The 18,411-nt window shown below is 73.4% G+C and carries 11 protein-coding genes and 1 pseudogene; 9 read left to right on the top strand and 3 right to left on the bottom strand.

The window, feature by feature from the left end; all coding sequences use genetic code 11:
• From RBH18_RS36465 to ilvA, 3 genes are all read left to right on the top strand, one after another.
• A partial coding sequence (locus RBH18_RS36465) for a PLP-dependent transferase (protein WP_306215060.1) occupies positions 1-704 on the top strand: 704 nt, incomplete at its 5' end.
• Between the two features lie 30 nt (positions 705-734).
• Positions 735-2,096, top strand: coding sequence for an amidase (locus tag RBH18_RS36460; RefSeq protein WP_306215059.1), 1,362 nt, complete (start codon positions 735-737; stop codon positions 2,094-2,096).
• Between the two features lie 194 nt (positions 2,097-2,290).
• Positions 2,291-3,514 carry a threonine ammonia-lyase gene (ilvA, locus tag RBH18_RS36455; RefSeq protein ID WP_306215058.1) on the top strand — a complete coding sequence of 408 codons (1,224 nt, stop codon included), beginning with the start codon at positions 2,291-2,293 and terminating at the stop codon, positions 3,512-3,514.
• 571 nt (positions 3,515-4,085) lie between these two features.
• Here ilvA and greA read toward each other — a convergent pair.
• Both greA and RBH18_RS36445 read right to left on the bottom strand, forming a co-directional pair.
• Complete coding sequence (gene greA / locus RBH18_RS36450) at positions 4,086-4,580, bottom strand: transcription elongation factor GreA (RefSeq protein ID WP_306215057.1); 495 nt, start codon at positions 4,578-4,580, stop codon at positions 4,086-4,088.
• A gap of 218 nt (positions 4,581-4,798) precedes the next feature.
• Complete coding sequence (locus RBH18_RS36445) at positions 4,799-5,218, bottom strand: DUF4307 domain-containing protein (protein WP_306215056.1); 420 nt, start codon at positions 5,216-5,218, stop codon at positions 4,799-4,801.
• Positions 5,219-5,329: 111 nt separating this feature from the next.
• Between RBH18_RS36445 and mca the strand changes: the two genes are divergently transcribed.
• The 6 genes and pseudogenes from mca (at position 5,330) to purE (ending at position 15,157) form a co-directional block, all read left to right on the top strand.
• Positions 5,330-6,208 (top strand): mycothiol conjugate amidase Mca, encoded by an 879-nt coding sequence (gene mca, locus RBH18_RS36440; protein ID WP_306215055.1) that lies wholly within the window; start codon positions 5,330-5,332, stop codon positions 6,206-6,208.
• A gap of 474 nt (positions 6,209-6,682) precedes the next feature.
• Positions 6,683-7,006, top strand: a pseudogene (locus RBH18_RS36435) (hypothetical protein); the annotation flags it as partial.
• A gap of 1,299 nt (positions 7,007-8,305) precedes the next feature.
• Entirely contained in the window at positions 8,306-10,855 is a 2,550-nt protein-coding gene (locus RBH18_RS36430; RefSeq protein WP_372339042.1) for an EAL domain-containing protein, read from the top strand.
• 39 nt (positions 10,856-10,894) lie between these two features.
• A complete protein-coding gene (locus RBH18_RS36425) occupies positions 10,895-13,057 on the top strand; it encodes a thioredoxin domain-containing protein (protein ID WP_306215053.1) in 2,163 nt (720 codons plus the stop codon).
• Positions 13,058-13,475: 418 nt separating this feature from the next.
• Positions 13,476-14,660 carry a 5-(carboxyamino)imidazole ribonucleotide synthase gene (locus tag RBH18_RS36420; protein WP_306215052.1) on the top strand — a complete coding sequence of 395 codons (1,185 nt, stop codon included), beginning with the start codon at positions 13,476-13,478 and terminating at the stop codon, positions 14,658-14,660.
• The gene (gene purE, locus RBH18_RS36415) at positions 14,660-15,157 is read left to right on the top strand and encodes a 5-(carboxyamino)imidazole ribonucleotide mutase (protein WP_306215051.1); all 498 of its coding nucleotides are present in this window, start codon (positions 14,660-14,662) and stop codon (positions 15,155-15,157) included. Before RBH18_RS36420 ends, purE begins: the two co-directional genes overlap by 1 nt.
• Positions 15,158-15,309: 152 nt before the next feature.
• On the opposite strand, the gene RBH18_RS36410 is transcribed toward purE, so the two are convergent.
• Positions 15,310-18,411, bottom strand: a 3,102-nt coding sequence (locus tag RBH18_RS36410) for an SCO7613 C-terminal domain-containing membrane protein (protein ID WP_372339040.1), incomplete at its 5' end; no start/stop codon positions are given.

The raw sequence follows: 18,411 nt of genomic DNA, 5'->3' as shown, positions 1-18,411 counted from the left end.
CGCCGACGAACCCGCTGCTCAACATCGCGGACATCGCGGCGCTGGCCGGGCTGGCCCACGAGTACGACGCCATGCTCGCGGTCGACAACACGTTCGCCTCGCCATACCTGCAGCAGCCGCTCGCGCTGGGCGCCGACGTGGTGATCCACTCGACCACGAAGTACCTGGGCGGGCACTCGGACGTGGTCGGCGGTGCGCTGGTCACGGCGGCCGACGGTCTCGGGGACGAGCTGGCCTTCCACCAGAACGCGATGGGTGCGGTCAACGGGCCCTTCGACGCGTGGCTGACTTTGCGGGGCGTCAAGACTCTGGGCGTACGGATGGATCGGCACTGTGACAACGCCGAGCGCATCGTCAGCTTCCTCGGCGGGCACGCGAAGGTGGCGCAGGTGCTCTACCCGGGGCTCGAGTCGCATCCCGGACACGAGATCGCCGCGAAGCAGATGTCACGGTTCGGCGGCATGGTGTCGTTCCGGGCCAAGGGCGGCCTTGAGCAGGCCATCGAGATCTGCAACCGGACAAAGCTCTTCGTGCTCGCGGAGTCGCTGGGCGGCGTCGAGTCGCTCATCGAGCACCCCGGCCAGATGACACACCTGTCCGCCGCGGGCTCTCCGCTTGAAGTGCCGGCCGATCTCGTGCGACTGTCTGTCGGCATCGAAACCGCTGACGATCTGCTCGCGGACCTGGAGCAGGCGCTCGGCTGAGGTCGCTTGATCGACGGAGACGGACGGACCATGGACAACCTGGCCACCACATGGGTGGGTGCCACCGCGAAGCAGATCTCGCGTGCGGTCCGTCGCGGCGACACCAACGCCACCCAGGTGGTCGCCGACCACCTGGAGCAGATCGCGATCTCCGACCCGTCGCTCGCGGCGTTCCGCGTCGTGCGCGGCGGGGAGGCGATCGTCGAGGCCGAGAAGGTCGACGAGCAGGAGGACCTGGCCAACCTTCCGCTGGCCGGCGTGCCCGTCGCGGTGAAGGAGAACACGCCGGTCGCCGGGCTGCCCACCTGGCACGGCTCGGCCGCCGCGCGCACCCCGGTCGCCGAGGAGGACCACGAGATCGTCCGCCGGCTGCGCGGGGCGGGCGCGGTGGTGGTCGGCGTCACGCGCATGCCGGAGCTGGGCCTGTGGGCGACGACGGACGGCGTCGACCTGCCGACGCGCAATCCCTGGGCGATGGACCGCACCCCGGGCGGATCGTCCGGGGGCTCGGCGGCGGCGGTCGCGGCCGGGCTCGTCCCGATCGCGCACGGCAACGACGGGCTCGGCTCGATCCGCATCCCGGCCGCCTGCTGCGGCATCGTCGGCCTCAAGCCCGGCCGCGGCGTGCTCCCCGTCGACCTGGGCGTCGACAACTGGTTCGACATGGTCGAGCACGGCGTCCTGGCCACCACGGTCGGCGACGCCGCGCTCGGCTTCACCGTCCTGGCCGGGCGCCCGCCCGCCAAGCTCACCCCGCCGGACCGGCTGCGGGTGGGCGTGAGCTTGCGCTCCCCACTGCCCGGGGTACGCGCCGACGAGCCGAACCGCAACGCCGTCGCGACCACGGTGCGGCTCCTCGGTGAGGCCGGTCACGACACGATCAGCGCCGAGTTGGCCGTGCCGCCGTCCGCCGGGGTCGCCGGGCTGATGGCTTGGTTCGCGTCGGCGTACAGGGAGTCGCAGGAGCTCGACCACAAGGCCCTCCAGCCGCGCAGCCGCGGGCACATCCGCCTCGGCAAGCTCGCGTGGCAGCGGGGCTGGGTCCGGCAGTCGCAGCGGGACGCCTGGCGCGAGAGAGCGATCAAGTTCTTCGCCGAGCGCGAGATCGACATCCTGGTCACGCCCGCGCTGGCCGACACGCCGCCGCCGGCCGACGGCCATGCGACCAGCAGCTGGCGGCGCAACATGCGGCGCAACATGAGATACGCGCCCTACGCCGCCCCCTGGAACGTCGCCGGCCTGCCCGCGATCGTCGTACCCGCCGGGGTGCGGCCGGACGGGGTGCCGGTCGGTGTGCAGATCGTGGGGCCGCCGGACTCGGAACTGCTGCTGCTGTCGGTGGCGGGGGTCCTGGAAGTTGCCAACCCCTGGACGCGGCACGCTTTCGTCTGACGTTCGCCCCGGCCCCTCGCCTGCTGCGCCGTGGTCCGGCCGCCCGCTTCGCCGTGGTCCGGCCGCCCGCTGCGCTGTGGTCCGATCGCCCGCTTTCGATGTGCCGGCTTGCTCGCTTCGCTGTGATCCGATTGCTCGCTTCGATGTGATCTGGGCACTCGCGAAGATCATCGGCGGAATGGCACGATCGGGGCATGAGTGACCTGCTCTCGCTTGCCGACGTCAAGGCTGCCCGCGCGCTGCTGACCGGCGTCGTCAAGACCACCCCGCTCGAGCCGTCGGCGCCGCTCGCGGCTGCGCTCGGGATGCCCGCCTGGCTGAAGTGCGAGAACCAGCAGCGCGCCGGGTCCTACAAGGTGCGGGGGGCGTACACCCGGATCTCGCGGCTCTCGGACGCCGAGAAGGCACGGGGTGTCGTCGCCGCGAGCGCCGGCAACCACGCCCAGGGAGTCGCGCTCGCCGCCGGGCTGCTCGGCACGCGGGCGACGGTCTTCATGCCCGAGGGCGCGCCGCTGCCGAAGGTCACTGCCACGCGCGGCTACGGCGCCGACATCGAGTACGCCGGGCGTACGGTCGACGACTCCCTGGCCGCCGCGCGCGAGTTCGCCGACGAGACCGGGGCGGTGCTGATCCACCCCTTCGACCACCCGGACGTCATCGCCGGCCAGGGCACGGTCGGGCTGGAGATCCTCGACCAGTGCCCGGACGCCGGCACGATCGTCACCGCGGTCGGCGGCGGCGGCCTGGTCTCGGGCGTCGCCGTTGCCGCCAAGGCGCTGCGCCCCGACATCCGCATCGTCGGCGTGCAGGCCGTGGGAGCGGCCGCCTATCCGCCCTCGCTGGTGGCCGGCGCCCCGGTCACCCTCACGGAGTCGGCGACGATCGCGGACGGCATCGCCGTCATGCGCCCGGGCGACATCACCTTCGCGCATGTGTCCTCGCTGGTCGACGAGGTCGTCACGGTCACCGACGAGGACCTGTCGGCCGCCCTGCTCCTCCTGCTGGAACGCCACAAAATGGTCGTCGAGCCGGCCGGGGGAGCGGCGGTCGCGGCCCTGCTCACCGGCAAGATCGACCTCAAGCCGCCGGTCGTCGCCATCCTCTCCGGCGGCAACATCGACCCCATGCTGCTCATGCGCGTGATCGAGCACGGCCTCGCCTCGGCGGGACGCTTCCTGCGCCTCTCCGTGCAGACCGGCGACCGCCCCGGCGAGCTGGCCCGGCTGCTCGCCGAGATCGCCCGCCACCGAGCGAACATCGTCGACGTCATGCACACCCGCCACAACCCCCGCCTCAGCTTCGGCGAGGTGGAGGTGCAGCTCTCGGTCGAGACCCGAGGCCTCCAGCACTCCGAGGCGCTGATCGGCTCGCTCCGGGAGTCCGGCTACACGGTGACCCTGCTCTCCGGCACCCCCTGAGCCCGCGCCCCGCGGGCCGTCGAGCGGCGTGAACAGCGTGCCCGCTCCGGGACGAGTGTTCTGCGAGCGGGTTGTGGAGCGCCCGTGTTGCAACGCGGGCCGTGGACGGCAGTGCGTCGCCGGTGGGCCGTGGGTGTCCCTGTGTTTCATGTGCGCCGTCGGCAGCCGTGCGCTGCCCGTGGGCCGTCGGCAGCCGTGTGCTGCACGAGGGTCGTCGGCGGCCGTGCGTGCATGCGCGCCGTCGGATGAGGCGTGTGTCGCGCGCCGACCCTCAAGCCGGATGTCGCCAGCCCGGATCGCGACGCCGGACGTCGCCGGCCGGATCGGGCACGTGATCGGGGCTCCTGGGCGTGGCCCGGATATGGCACGCGGCGCGCACGGAGTCGTGACTCGGTGCGCGCCGCAGCGTGTCTTGCCTCGGCTCGGGCGTCGCTCGGGGTCGCCCGGATCTGCCGGTCGTGCGCGGGATTTGCCGCGGGAGCCGGCCGCCGATCTGCCCGCTGGCTCTGCCGGGGCCGCCCGGTGGCTCCGCCGGGGCCGTCACCGGCCGGCGGAAGGGGCCGGGGACGGGTCAGCCGCCGAAGGGCGAGAACTCCACCACGGTGACCTTGATGTCCGAGCCGCTGGGGGCGGTGTAGGTGACCGTCTGACCCTTGTTGGCGCCGAGGATGGCGACGCCCAGCGCGGACTCGGGGCTGTAGACCGTGAGGTCGGTGGTCTGGGCGATCTCGCGCGAGCCGAGCAGGAACTTCTCGGTGTCGCTCTGGTCGTCGTCGAAGTAGATCGTGACGACCATGCCCGGCGCGACCTTGTCGGCGGTGGGCGCGTCGCCGGTCTCCGCGTTGCGGAGGAACTCCTTCAAGTAGAGGATCCGGCCTTCCTGCCGGCTCTGCTCCTCACGGGCGGCGTGGTAGCCGCCGTTTTCCCGCAGATCGCCCTCCTCGCGGCGGGCGTTGATCTCGGCGGCGACGGCCGGCCGGGCTGCGATCAACTCGTCGAGCTCGGCCTGCAGCCGGTCGTAAGCGTCCTGGGAGAGCCAGGTCTTCGACGCCTCTGAACTGGTCACAGACTCTTCTCCTTGAAGCGGGTCGAGCGTACGGAGCGAATCACCCACCTTACCAGCGGTGTGCATTGCGGCCGATTCGCTTGTGCGGAGGGTGCAAACGGACGATCCGTGCCCGGGCGGCGCCGGGCCGGATGCTTCCGTCTGTGTACTTGTTACCGTGCGGGTCTGACAGTTTCCTGGGCCGGCCCGCTGAGCTGGGCGCCTGTCCCGGGGGGCGCTTACCGGGGCGCGTCGCAGCGGATGACGTCGCCCACGGAGGCGCGCGCCGTGGTGGTGACGGTCTCGGCGGCCTCGATCGTGGTGTCGTCACCCTTGGCGCTGACCGTGACGGTGCGGCGGCCCACCTCGTACCCGTCGTAGTCGCGGGCCCGCAGGCCGCACATGGCGCTGCCGCCGGCCGGGACGCGCACCGAGAACCGGATGGTCATCGACGTGTCGGTGACGTCACCCCAGCCGATGATCTGGGCGTCGTAGTTCGGGTCGCCGTACTGACCGTAGAGCCGCACGCTGAGGGCGCCCACCGCGGTCGCGATGACCAGCGCAAAGACGATGGGACCGAGGAGCCGGCGGCGCCCGTCGCGGCGCCGGCCGTAACGGCCCGGCGGGAATACGGGAGCTGTGGCGCGCGTCTCGCTCACCTGGGGGACCTCTCGTGCGGAAACTGTCGGTGCCATCCGCCAGAATGGCCCTGTCCATCTTCGCAGCCGGAGCCGGGCCCTCCCCACGAGGCCTGGTCGAGGGAGATTTCAGTGGTTGAGCAGTTGCGTCTCATGACGGTGCACGCGCACCCGGACGACGAGTCCAGCAAGGGTGCCGCGACCATGGCGCGCTATGTCGCCGAGGGCGTCGATGTGCTGGTCGCCACCTGCACGGGCGGGGAGCGCGGCAGCGTGCTCAATCCGAAGATGGACCGCCCCGAGGTCTGGGAGAACATCGCGGAGATCCGCCGCAAGGAGATGGACACCGCCCGCGAGATCCTCGGCGTGCGCCAGGCCTGGCTGGGCTTCGTCGACTCCGGCCTGCCCGAGGGCGACCCGCTGCCGCCGCTGCCCGAGGGCTGCTTCGGCCTGGTCGACCCGGCGGAGGGCGCCCTGCCGCTGATCAAGCTGATCCGCGAGTTCCGGCCGCACGTCATGACCACCTATGACGAGAACGGCGGCTATCCGCACCCCGACCACATCATGTGCCACAAGGTGGCGGTGGCGGCCTTCGAGGCGGCCGGCGATCCCGAGCAGCACCCCGAGCTGGGCGAGCCGTGGCAGCCGCTCAAGCTCTACTACAACGGCGGCTGGACCCGCGCCCGCATGCTGGCCCTGCACGAGGGCATGATCGCCATGGGCCTCGAGTCGCCCTACACCGAGTGGCTGCAGAACGAGGACCGCCAGGACCGCGGCGACAAGATCACGACCCGCGTCGAGTGCGGCGAATACTTCGAGATCCGCGACAACGCCCTGCGCGCCCACGCCACCCAGGTCGACCCCGACGGCTTCTGGTTCAAGGTCCCGCTGGAGCTCCAGCAGAAGGTGTGGCCGACCGAGGACTTCGAGCTGGCCCGCTCGCTCGTCGACAGCCCGGTCCCGGAGTCCGACCTGTTCGCCGGCATCCGCGAGTCGGTCCAGGCCCGCTGACCCCTCCCGCTCGTTTTCCGGTACGCCCGGAGCGCCCGCTCACCCGACGAGCCCCGAAAGTCCGGGGCATCCGGCTCGGTCGACGAGTTCGATGGCCCAGGGCATCCGGCTCGGTTGACGAGCTCGATAGTCCGGGGCATCCGGCTCGGTTGACTAGCCCGGAAGCCGTGGTCGTCTGACGGGTCCCGAATGCCCGGCTCGTCCGGTGAGCCCCGAATGGGGAACGCCGGCTTGCCCGTGGCTGCCCGCGACGTGCCCCCGTGCCGTCGCAGGCGGTTCCCGGCGTTGCGTGCCGTCCGCGATCGGGATCGAGTCGTCGATGATCCGGGGTGCGCCGGGCCGAGCCGATCGTGCCGGGGTCGGGCTCGTGGGGCTCCGGGCTGGAGGGAAATGGTGCCGGCCCGGGCGGTGCGGGGTGGGCGGCTTGCGGGATCCCGGGGTCGGGCGTGGTGCTGCGGGGCGTACCGTTGAGGGGTGGATGCTGCCTTTGACGTCGCGGTCAACAACTTCGGGGACACCCGCTCCGGTGGGCTCGCCGGGCCCGCGGGGCTCTTCATCATCGTGCTGATGTCCATCGCGACGGTGCTGCTCATCCGCAACATGAACAAGCGTCTGCGCCGGCTGCCCGAGAGCTTCCCGACCGCTCGGGAGGCCGAGGTCGCCCGTCTCGAGGCCGATCTTGCCCGCAGCGGCGGCCAGGCTGCCACAGCCGCTCCTGAGGAAGGCGCCGCCGACGTCCGCGGTGAGGGCGCGACGGGTGCTGTCCCGCGCGATGGCGAGGTCTCGGCGGCCGGCACGCAGGAGCCCGGCGATTTGCAGGGGACCGCGTCCTCCGAGGGCCGGCCTGCCGCCGCGACCGATGGCTCGCCCGCGGCGACCGATGGCTCGCCCGCCACGACCGACGGTCGGCCCGCCGACGAGGCCGCGATCGAGGTTCGGCCCGCAGGCAAGGGCGAGGCTTAGTCCATCGGCCAGGTCGGGGCTCAGCCCGGCAGCCAGGGCGGGACTCAGCCCGCTGAGAAACCCTCGGTGACTCCGGCGCGGGCCCGATGCGGTTGATGGCTCTTTGCGGTGCCAGGAACGACACCACGACTGACGCCCGGCTGGCGCGGCGGGGTCAGCGCGCGGGCTGAGGCCGCGGGCGGCGCCCAGGGCCTTGCTTGCGTAGCCGCGGGCGCCGGCGACTTGCGTCGCCGCGGGCGCCGGCGACGGGCGAGGAGCGGCCGGGACGGGGGAGCGGAGGGCGGCGGACGCGCCTCGACGAGCGTGAATAATCTCCGGGGCGACGTGAGTGAACTCATTCCACTTTGTCAAGCCGCCCAGGCCGGCCGCTCGGGCACGGTTCGGCCGCCGCCGATATAGGTGACCGTCGTCGCTCTACCCCTGTTGCGTTCCGCCGGATTGGCTTAGCCTTCCGCCGGGGGGCTTTACCGTCCCTCGACCCTGCGCGGAAAGGGGGACGTCGATGACTCGTTTCCCGCTTCCGCTCCCTCCACTGCAGATGCACGTGCATCCGCCAGTGCTGCTGGTCAGGGCTCTGCGGCGTGACCTCGGACAAGATCGATCGCATGATCTGCGCGTCCGGGTCCGGGCCGGCTCGATCCACTGTCCGGAAAGCGTCGCGCCGGTCGTCCGCCGGACGCCCGCGGGCCCGGAGTGGACCGCGGTGCCGACTCCGGGTGATCTCGGCGACGCCCGTGCATCCGGCACGCGCGTGTCGACGTGTGCACATGAAGCGAATTTGGACCGCGTGCCCCGGGCAAGCCTTCCCGGCTGCAAGGGCACCACGGTCGCCGAGGCCCGCGTCACCCGCGGACCGGCGACCTCCGCCGGCGACCCCGGCCCCTTGGCATCCCGCCTCACCGGCCTCCCCGCATCCCGCCACGGCGCCGCGGAAGGAACCGGCGAAGGGAACGCCGACGGGCCGAGGGCGGTGCGACAGCACCCCGGCACAGCGCCCGATCGGGCACTGCAGACGTCGGTGCCCACCCGGGCACCGCGGAACACGGCGCCTCGGATGACCCCGGCGTCTCGGATCGCCCCGGACTCCGTGAACCGGAGAGCACCCGGGCGGGCTCGATCAGGCGAGGAGGTGTCATGACTTCGCCTTCCGCCGTTCCGGCCGTGGCTGCCCGTGACTCCGGTGGCGCGGTTGCTGCGCCTGTCCGGCGTGCTCACGGCGTACGCGTGCTGAACGGCCTTGTCCTTGCCGCCGCGGTGGCGCTCGCCGTCACCGGGCTGCTGGTCCCCCTGTCGCGGCCGGCGGCGTTCGATGTGACCCGGGCGACCGGCGCGGGGATCACCGTGCTGATCGTGGCGGCGGCGCAGTTCGGCCGGCTGCGGTTCCGGGTCGGGCGCGGCGCCGTGAGCGTGTCGTGGGGCGAGGCGGCGTTCATCGTCGGGTTCGCGCTCGCGCCGCCCGGCTGGCTGCCCATGCTCGCCCTCGTCGGCGTGGCGGGCGCCTGGCTGCTCATCACCTGGCTCAACGGTCAGCGTGCGATCGCCGACGTGATGCATCTCGCCGCGTCGCTGAGCCTCGGCGTCGCCGGTGCGACTCTGGTCACGTACCTGATAGCGGGCCCGGCCACCCCCCTGGGTGACTCCCGCACGCAGGTGGCGCTGATCGCGGGCTCGGTGGCCTATCTGTTGATCACGCTCGGCCTGGCCGTGCTGACGCTCGCCGTGCACCGCGACGCGTCGCCCAGGGCGGTCAGCGCGCGGGGGCTGCACGCGAAGCTGCCGATGTTCGTGGGCAATGTCATCGTCGGGCTCGCCGCGGTCTACGCCCTGCAGAACGGTCCGCTCTGGCTGATCGGCCTGCCCGCCGTGTTGTGGCTGCTCCAGCGCACCTACCGCTACCACCTGCGGGCAGAGGAGGAACGGCGGCTGTGGGAAGCATTCGCGCGTGCCACCCGTACGCTCGGCGGCTCGACCGAGGCCCAGGTGGCCGAGGCCGGAGTGCGGGGTGCCCTGGACGTCTTCGGGGCCCGGCGGGTGGAGATAGAGGTCACGTTGGCCGGCGGTAGCGAGGAACGGCGCTACTCCGGCGAGGCGGCTCCCGACCCGATTCCCGCCTCGGCGCCCGGCCCGGTGATCACCCGGGCGATGACTGTGGGCACGACGCCCGTGGGGGATCTCACCGTGTGGCTTGCCGAGCCCCGGCTGCCCGCGGCGCAGGACGAGCTCGCCGTGTCGGCCTACGCGGACGCTCTCGCCGCGGCGCTGCACGATGCTGCGGCGCACGAGCGGCTGGCAGCGCTCGACGCCCGGCTGGCGCACGACGGCGTCCACGACCACGTGACCGGCCTGGCCAACCGCGGCGCCCTGCTCGCCGACGGGGACGCGCTGCTCAAGTCGCTGCCGCGGGAGCAGCCCGTCGCGGTGCTGCTGCTCGACCTCAACGACTTCCGGGACATCAACAGCACGCTGGGCTATCGGGCGGGCGACGACGTGTTGCGTACGGTCGCCGGCCGCCTCACCGCCCTGATCCGCGACGGCGAGCTCGTGGCGCGGCTCGGGGACGACGAGTTCGCCCTCCTGCTGCCCACTGTGGCGACTCTCACCGACGCGACGCCACTGCTCGAGGCGCCCGCACCCCTGCCGTACGCCGTACGCCGCGCGCGTCAGGTGATCGACGAGGTGATCCGGCCCATCGAGGCGCACGGCGTCCGGCTGGTGACCGACGTGGCCGTGGGTGTCGTCGTCGAGCAGGCCGGCTACTCGGATCTCGGCGAGCTGATCCGGCGGGCCAGCGTGGCGCTCGACCAGGCCAAGGAGCTGAACGTGCCGGTCGCCGCGTACGACAGCGCCCACGACGCCACGAGCACCGATCACCTGGCGCTGCCGGCCGAGCTGCTCGATGCCCTGGGTGCGGAGGACCAGCTCGTGCTGATGCTCCAGCCCGAGGTCGACCTGGAGACCGGGGCGCCGACCGGCGTGGAGGCGCTGATCCGGTGGAACCACCCGCGGCGGGGCTTCCTGACGCCTGATTCCTTCGTGCGTACGGCCGAGAACGGCGAGCTGCTCGGCCCGTTCACCAGGTACGTGCTCGACCGGGCCCTGCATGCGGCAGCGAGCTGGGCGGCCGCCGGGCTCGACGTACCCGTGTCGGTCAATGTCTCCTCCCGCAGCCTGCTCGATGTGACCTTCCCCGCACAGGTCGCGGAGGCCCTGCGCCGCCATCGGCTCGCCGCCGAGAGCCTTGTGCTCGAAGTCACTGAGTCGGTGGCCGTCAGCGACTCCGCCGTCGTCGACGAGGTGCTTGTCGCCCTGCGTGAGCTGGGCGTGCAGATCTCGGTGGACGACTTCGGCACCGGCTTCTCGTCGCTGGCGTTCGTCACCCGGGTGGCGGTCGACGAGCTCAAGGTCGACCGCTCGTTCGTGATGAAGATGACCGACTCGGCCGCCGCGGACGCCATCGTGCGCGGCGCGGTCGAGCTGGGCGCCCGGCTCGGCGCCCGGGTGGTCGCCGAGGGCGTGGAGACCGCGGACCAGCGTGCGGCGCTGCTGGCCCTGGGCTGCACGACCGCGCAGGGCTACCACTTCAGCCGCCCGATGCCCGCTGACAAGATCGTCCCGGCGTTGCGGGCCCTCGCGGAGGCCGCCCCGGCCAAGGTCGTGCCCCTGCGGGTCGACGGCGTCTCGTAGTTTCCGATTCGTGTCGGACCCGGCGGGTAGGTTCGACTCATGGCCAATCGTCTGGCGAGCGCGACTTCGCCCTACCTGCTGCAGCACGCCGACAACCCGGTCGACTGGTGGCCGTGGTCGGAGGCGGCCTTCGAGGAGGCGCGCCGCCGGGACGTGCCCGTGCTGATCTCGGTGGGCTATGCGGCCTGCCACTGGTGTCACGTGATGGCGCACGAGTCCTTCGAGGACGAGGCCGTCGCCCGCCAGATCAACGAGGGCTTCGTCGCGATCAAGGTGGACCGCGAGGAGCGCCCCGACGTCGACGCCGTCTACATGACCGCGACCCAGGCCATGACGGGTCAGGGCGGCTGGCCGATGACCGTGTTCGCGGCGCCGGGCGGAGAGCCCTTCTTCTGCGGTACGTATTTTCCGAAGGCGACGTTCTCGCGGCTGCTCACCTCGGTGGCGTCCGCCTGGCGCGAGCAGCGGGAGGAGGTCCTCAAGCAGGGCTCCGCCGTGGTCGAGGCCGTCGGCGGCGCGCAGCTGGTCACCGGCCCGACGGCGCCGTTCTCGGCCGACCTGCTCGACACGGCCGCCCTCGCCCTGGCCAAGGAGCACGACACCACGCGCGGTGGTTTCGGCGGCGCCCCCAAGTTCCCGCCGCACATGAACCTGCTCTTCCTCCTGCGCCATCACCAGCGCACCGGCTCCGGAGACGCGCTCGAGATCGTCCGCCACACCGCCGAGCAGATGGCCCGTGGCGGCATCTACGACCAGCTCGGCGGCGGTTTCGCCCGCTATGCCGTCGACAACACGTGGACCGTGCCGCACTTCGAGAAGATGCTGTACGACAACGCGCTGCTCCTCCGCGTCTACACCCAGCTGTGGCGGCTCACCGGCGACCCGCTCGCGCGCCGCGTCGCGGACGAGACCGCGGGCTTCATGCTCCGCGACCTGGCCACCCCCGCGGGCGGCCTCGCCTCGGCCCTCGACGCCGACACCGACGGCACCGAGGGCCTGACCTATTCGTGGACGCCGGCGCAGCTGGCGGAGGCGCTGGGCGAGGAGGACGGTGCCTGGGCCGCCGACCTGTTCGGCGTGACCAGGAAGGGCACCTTCGAGCACGGCACCAGCGTGCTCGTCCTCGCCCGCGACATCGACGCAGCCGCCCCGGAGCTGGTGGAGCGCTGGCAGGAGATCCGCTCGCGCCTTTTCCAGGTACGCACGAATCGCCCGCAGCCGGCCCGCGACGACAAGATCGTGGCCGCATGGAACGGGCTGGCCGTGACGGCGCTGGCCGAGCACGCCTCGCTGGTGTCCGCGCTGTCCTCCGCGTCGCCGACGCCGCCCTCCGGGACTCCTGCCTCCGGTGCCGCTTCGCCGGCCGCCGCGTCTTCATCGGCGGCGGGCTCGTCCGTTGCGCCCGCGCCCGTGTCCTCGTCTTCGGCGCCGGCGGGTTCGTCCGGGTCGCCGGCGGGGGATGCGGCTGTGGCGGCGGCCTCGCGGGAGGCGGCCGTGGCGGTGGCGACGGTGCTGGCCGAGCGGCACCTTGTCGACGGGCGGTTGCGGCGCGTGTCCCGCGACGGCGTGGTCGGGGAGCCGGCCGGGGTGCTGGAGGACTATGGCGCCGTGGCCGAGGCGTTCTGCGCCGTGCACCAGCTCACCGGCGAGGGCCGCTGGCTCACGCTGGCCGGGCAGGTGCTCGACGTGGCGCTGGAGCACTTCGGCACCGGCCAGGGCGGGTTCTACGACACCGCGGACGACGCGGAGCAGCTGGTGACCCGGCCCGCCGACCCCACCGACAACGCCACTCCGTCCGGGGTGGCGGCGCTCACCGCCGGGCTGGTGGCATACGCGGCGCTCAGCGGCGAGACCCGCTACCGGGAGGCCGCGGACAAGGCCCTCGAGACGGTCGGGCCGCTGATGGCGGGGCACCCGCGCTTCGCCGGCTATTCGGCGACGGTGGCGGAGGGCGCGCTCGCCGGGCCGTACGAGATCGCCATCGTCACCGACGACCCCCACGACCCGCTCATCGCGACCGCCCAGCGCCACGCCCCACCCGGCACCGTGATCGTGGCCGGCCGCCCCGACCAGCCCGGCGTGCCCCTGCTCGCGGACCGGCCCCTCCTCGACGGCAAGCCCACCGCGTACGTCTGCCGGGGCTTCGTCTGCGACCGTCCCGTCACCACGCCCGCCGACCTGGAGGCGCGCTTGACCGCTTGACCGCTTGACCGCTTGACCGCTTGACCGCCCCGCCCCGGCCCGGCCCAGCCCCGCTGACCCGTCGACCAGCTGGCCCGTCGACCCGCCGATCCGCTGGCCCTCCACGGCCCGCTGGCCCGCCACGGCCCGCCGGACCCGCTGGCCTGCCTGTCTGGGCTCAGACCCAAGCTCCGCCGTCGGCGTCAGGCCACCGGGCCGGCCTGCGGTCACGCCCGCGGGCGGCCTCGGAGCGCGCCGGGGACGGGGACCGGGCCGGGACCGGGTGACCGTCGTCTGCAGCTCCGCCGGGCGGGCGGGCGCGGCGGGCGCGACGTCGTCATCGCGGTCGATGCGGGGTCCCCTCGGCGGGCGCGGCCGGACATGGGGGCCGCACCTCGGCAGAGGCAGGTCGCGGGCGGGTCGATAGGCTTGGCGCGCGATGGACACTCGAACTGGACTTCCTGTGGTCGGCATGGTGGGCGGCGGTCAGCTGGCGCGGATGACGCATCAGGCGGCGATCGCCCTCGGGCAGTCGTTGCGCGTGCTCTCCGAGTCGCCCGACGACAGTGCCGCGCTCGTTGCCGCCGATGTGCGGATCGGCACGCACACCGATCTCGCGGCCCTGCGGGAGTTCGCCAAGGGGTGCGACGCGGTCACCTTCGACCACGAGCACGTGCCGACCGGGCACATCGCGGCCCTCGCCGCCGAGGGCGTGAAGATCTACCCGGGCGCGGAAGCGATCGTGTTCGCCCAGGACAAGCAGCGCATGCGCGAACGGCTAACCGACCTCGGCGCCCCCGTCCCGCTCTGGCGCCCGGTGTCCAGCGTTTCCGACATTTCCGACTTCGCCGCGCTGGTGGCCGCCAACCGGGCCGCCCGGAGCGACGCGAGTCAGAGCGGCTGGCCGGTCGTGGCCAAGGCCGTCCGCGGCGGCTACGACGGCCGCGGCGTATGGATGCTCGACGGTCCCGAGGCCGCCGAGCAACTGGTCGCCTCCGGCACGCCGCTCATCGTCGAGGAGCGCGTCCCGCTGCGCCGCGAGCTTGCCGCGCTGGTGGCCCGGTCGCCGTTCGGGCAGGTCGCGGCGTACCCGGTGGTGGAGACCGTGCAGCAGGACGGCATCTGCGTCGAGGTGCTGGCGCCCGCGCCCGGGCTGAGCGAGGAGCGGGCCCTCGAGGCGCAGCAGCTGGCCATCGACCTGGCGAACGCGCTGGGCGTGGTCGGGCTGCTGGCCGTCGAGCTGTTCGAGACCGAGGCCGGCATCGTGGTGAACGAGCTGGCCATGCGCCCGCACAACTCCGGCCACTGGACGATCGAGGGCGCCCGGACGTCGCAGTTCGAGCAGCATCTGCGGGCGGTGCTCGATTATCCGATGGGCGAGACCTCACTGACGGCGCCGGCCGTGGTGATGGCGAACGTGCTCGGCGGGCAGCCCGGCGGGATGTCGATCGACGAGCGGATGCACCACCTGTTCGCGAGCGACCCCGGGGCCCGGGTCCACCTGTACGGCAAGCAGATCCGCCCCGGCCGCAAGATCGGGCACGTCACGGTGCTCGGCGACGACATGACCGAGGTACGCGCCCGCGCCGTGCGGGCCGCCAAGTGGCTTCAGGAAGGCGAGTGATGGCACCCTCCGTCGGCGTGATCATGGGCAGTGACTCGGACTGGTCCACGATGGAGGCCGCCGCGCTGGCGCTCGCCGAGTTCGACGTGCCGTTCGAGGTCGGCGTCGTGTCCGCGCACCGGACAGTGCAGAAGATGGTCGAGTACGCGACTTCCGCCGCCGACCGCGGTCTCAAGGTCATCATCACCGGGGCGGGCGGCGCGGCGCACCTGCCGGGCATGGTCGCCGCCATGACGCCGCTGCCCGTGATCGGCGTACCCGTGCCGCTCAAGCACCTTGACGGCATGGACTCGCTGCTCTCGATCGTGCAGATGCCGGCCGGCGTCCCGGTCGCGACCGTCTCGATCGGCGGCGCCCGCAACGCCGGCCTGCTCGCGGTGCGCATCCTCGCCGCGTCCGACCCGGTGCTGCTCAAGAAGATGCAGTCCTTCCAGGCCGCCCTCGAGCAGATCGTCGCCGAGAAGGACGAAGCCCTCCGCCGCAAGCTGATGGGCTGACCGAAGCGCGAGCCGACGCGCCGTCCGGAAGCGCAAGCTGACGGGCTGACCGAAGCGCAAGCCGACGCGCCTACCGGAAGCGCGAGCCGACGGGCAAGCCGCAGGCTGATGTGCCAAGCGAAAGCAGCAGGCTGACGGGCTGAGCCGGCCCGTCAGCGCATCCGCACCAGCGCTCCCCGCAGCCGCTGCTGCGTCCGGCGACGGCTCTCGTTGGTCGCGCCGAGGAAGAGCAGGACGACGCCGACCGGCACGAGGACCAGCCACGGGCCGACCAGGGTCGTCGCGAAGTGCAGCGTCGCCACCACGGTGGCCAGGGCGCCGATGACCACCGGCGCCTGCTGCTGCATCCGCGAGCCGATGATCAATGTCGCGACGGCGCCGAGCAGCAGCAACAGCTCCCGCAGGTCGCCGGCGTCGGTGGCGATGACCAGCGCGGTCGTCGGGACGAAGGCGGCGAGCAGCGCCGGCCCGTAGGCCGCCCAGCTGCTCAGCTCCGGCCGCTGCCGGGCCTCGAGAACGCCCACGAGCAGGGCGAGGGCGGCGAACGGCAGCGTGTACGCCTCGGGCAGCGCGACGTCGGCGATGGCCACGAAGAGCCAGATGCCGACGACCTCCACGCCGACGGCCAGCCAGAACAGGTTGCGCCGCTGGGTGGGCGTGCGCCCCGGGCGGGTGGCGGCGAGCCCGAGGACCGCTCCCCACGCGGCGAGCAGGGCCGCGAGGTGGGCCGGGGAACTGTACGCCAGGAGGCCCGCGAGCAGCGCGGACGCATAGCCGCTCCACTCGACGGTGGTGGCCTCGAGCCGGTACTCGGGGAGGCCCAGCCGGGGCAGGGTCGCCTCGAGGACGAGCAGGGCGGCGCCCACGGCGAGCACGCCGAAGGCCGCCCACGGCGCGATGAGCCCGGCGACCAGCGCGACGGTCAGCACGAAGAACTGGCCCATGACCGCGGTGAACAGCCAGCCCAGCACGCGGGCGTGGCGGCTGCGCCCGGCGATCGCGGCGACCAGGCCGACGCCGACCGCGGCACCCACCGTGAACATCGTCAGCTGCTGCGTCGCCAGGCTGCCCGCGAGGCCCGCGCCGCCGGCCAGCAGGCCGAGGACGAAGACGACGACGCGGGTCCAGCGGATCATCTCGGCGCGCTCGGCGACCGGGGGCGGGGTGAGCGCCAGCCCGAGCATCGAGATGGTGAAGACCACCAGGGCCGCGGCGATCGCCGCGGACCATTCGGTCCCGAGCGCGATCGGCGCGATCAGCAGGGTGATCGCCAGGCCCGGCAGGATCACCGGTACGGCCTCCGCCGGCCGCCCCCCGAACCCGAGCGCGGCCAGGGCAGCCGCCACGGTCAGCAGCACCGCCGCGACCACGCTCGTCCCGTCGGCGCTGCCGGGAGCGGCGTCGGTGAGCGCGGCGACCGGGCCCTCCCAGACCGCGTTGAGCTGCTGGAGCGGGTCGACGAGGGCGGCGCTCAGGGCGGGCGCCAGGGACACCAGCGCGAGGGCCGTGGGCAGGGCGGCCACGACGACGGCGCCCTTGGCCGGGTCGACGAGCCACCGGCTGCTGATGCCGCCCGGGCGGATCGGCATCCAGCGCGTCACGCCGTAGCGGCTGGTCACCGGGCGGCGGCCGTCCGGCAGCACCCGCTCGACGGCCGGTCCCGGGGCGGGCACGGCGCCGCGCAGCAGCTCGGCGATCACGCCGAGCAGGGCGGCCGCGGCGGCGTACAGGGCCGTCGGATATTCGCTGGGGATCGACGCGATCGCGGTGACCATCGCCCCGCCGACCAGGCCGAACGTGGCCCACGGCAGATACTGCGGTATGCCGCGCGCGACGAGGGCGAGCACGGCCAGCAGGAGGCTGGACCCCGCGACGGAGGCGGTGAGCACGACCTGGGCGGAGTGGCCCTGGGACGCGGCCGTCGCGGCGAGCACGCCGGGCGCCGCGGCCAGGGCGGCTGCGGTGGCTGCCCCACCCAGCTGGACGACGTGCCGGGGCAACCCGGTCTCGTCGAGCACGAAGGCCGGCTCGTCGGTCGCCGGCCGCCCGGTGCGCGCGAGCGTGGCGACCAGCACGCCCGTCGCCACCACGAGCAGCAGGGCGAACGCCGTCGACCACGGGCGCACGAGTCCCGCCCCGGCGGCGTGCAGGCCGGCGACGGCGGCCACTGCGGCCCGGTCGAAGGCGGCGCGCGGGTATTCGGCGGCGACTGCCGCGACGCCGTACCCGAGCATCACCGCGCCGCCGATCAGCAGGGGTGACCACCACGGGAGGCCGAACGCGGCGGGCGCGCCGATGGTGGCGAGCGCCATGCAGACGGCGCTGACGTCGTCGCGCCAGGGCCGCGGCAGGGCGGTCGCCGTCGCGATCGCCACGATGACCAGGGCGACCGGGGCCTGCCACGCGCCGGCCGGGACGTCGCCGGGGACATTGGTGACGTCGGAGGCCCAGATCGGCCCGGGCGCGGCGAGGATGCGCAGGCCGAGTTCGAGCGCCTGCCATGCGGCGAGGGCGGCGACGACGAGACCGGCGAGAGTCAGCCCGCGGACGGGTCCGCGCCGCCAGTCCTCGGGCAGCGCCCGGACGCCGAAGCCGACGGCCAGCACGACGAGCGCGGCCACGACCAGCGGTGCCTCGGGGAAGGCCAGCGCGGCGACCCGGGCGAGCGCGCCGCAGATCGCCACCGTGGCGGCACCGGCGGCGATGTCCTGGCCGTCGACCATCCGATCGGCGCGGCGCCCGCTGTCCAGCGTCTTGTTGAAGAGCAGCAGCCCGGCGGCGCCCAGCAGCAGGATGCCGACCCAGATGTCGGCGGCGGTGGATCCCGGGGCGACCAGCGCGGCGATGGCCAGCGCGATCGCGCCCAGCGAGCTGCCGGCTGTCAGCGGCAGGCTGATCTCGCGGCGCGCCACCTGGAACACCGCGGCGTAGGTGAGCGTGCCCGCGACGGCGAGGAAGCCCAGCGCCAGGGCGGGCACGGTCACCGCTTCGGTGGGCGGGGGCCCGTCGCCCGGGTCGTTGACCGCGAGCGCTGCCGTCACCACGGCACCCGGGATGGCCAGGGCGGCCGCGCCGGAGGACCAGTCTCCGACCAGCCAGGCGTACAGGCGTACCGGAATCTGCCGTGCGGCGACCGCGACCATCACGCCCGCGCCGGCCAGCGCGGTGAGCGTGGCCGCGGTCAGCCAGGACGCGCTCAGCGCGGAGCCCGCGCCGAACAGCCCGACCACGCCGGCGGCCGCGATGTGCGTGAT

This window comes from Actinoplanes oryzae (assembly GCF_030757795.1).
In the GTDB taxonomy this organism is placed as follows: Bacteria; Actinomycetota; Actinomycetes; order Mycobacteriales; family Micromonosporaceae; genus Actinoplanes.
Note: the sequence above shows the minus strand (reverse complement) of the source record. Positions and strands in the feature narration are given on the sequence as shown.

Excerpts from the sequence above, each read along its gene's own strand:
- RBH18_RS36460 (WP_306215059.1), top strand. The coding sequence starts at position 735 with ATGGACAACCTGGCCACCACATGGGTGGGTGCCACCGCGAAGCAGATC.
- ilvA (WP_306215058.1), top strand. The coding sequence starts at position 2,291 with ATGAGTGACCTGCTCTCGCTTGCCGACGTCAAGGCTGCCCGCGCGCTG.
- RBH18_RS36430 (WP_372339042.1), top strand. The coding sequence starts at position 8,306 with ATGACTTCGCCTTCCGCCGTTCCGGCCGTGGCTGCCCGTGACTCCGGT.
- RBH18_RS36425 (WP_306215053.1), top strand. The coding sequence starts at position 10,895 with ATGGCCAATCGTCTGGCGAGCGCGACTTCGCCCTACCTGCTGCAGCAC.
- RBH18_RS36420 (WP_306215052.1), top strand. The coding sequence starts at position 13,476 with ATGGACACTCGAACTGGACTTCCTGTGGTCGGCATGGTGGGCGGCGGT.
- purE (WP_306215051.1), top strand. The coding sequence starts at position 14,660 with ATGGCACCCTCCGTCGGCGTGATCATGGGCAGTGACTCGGACTGGTCC.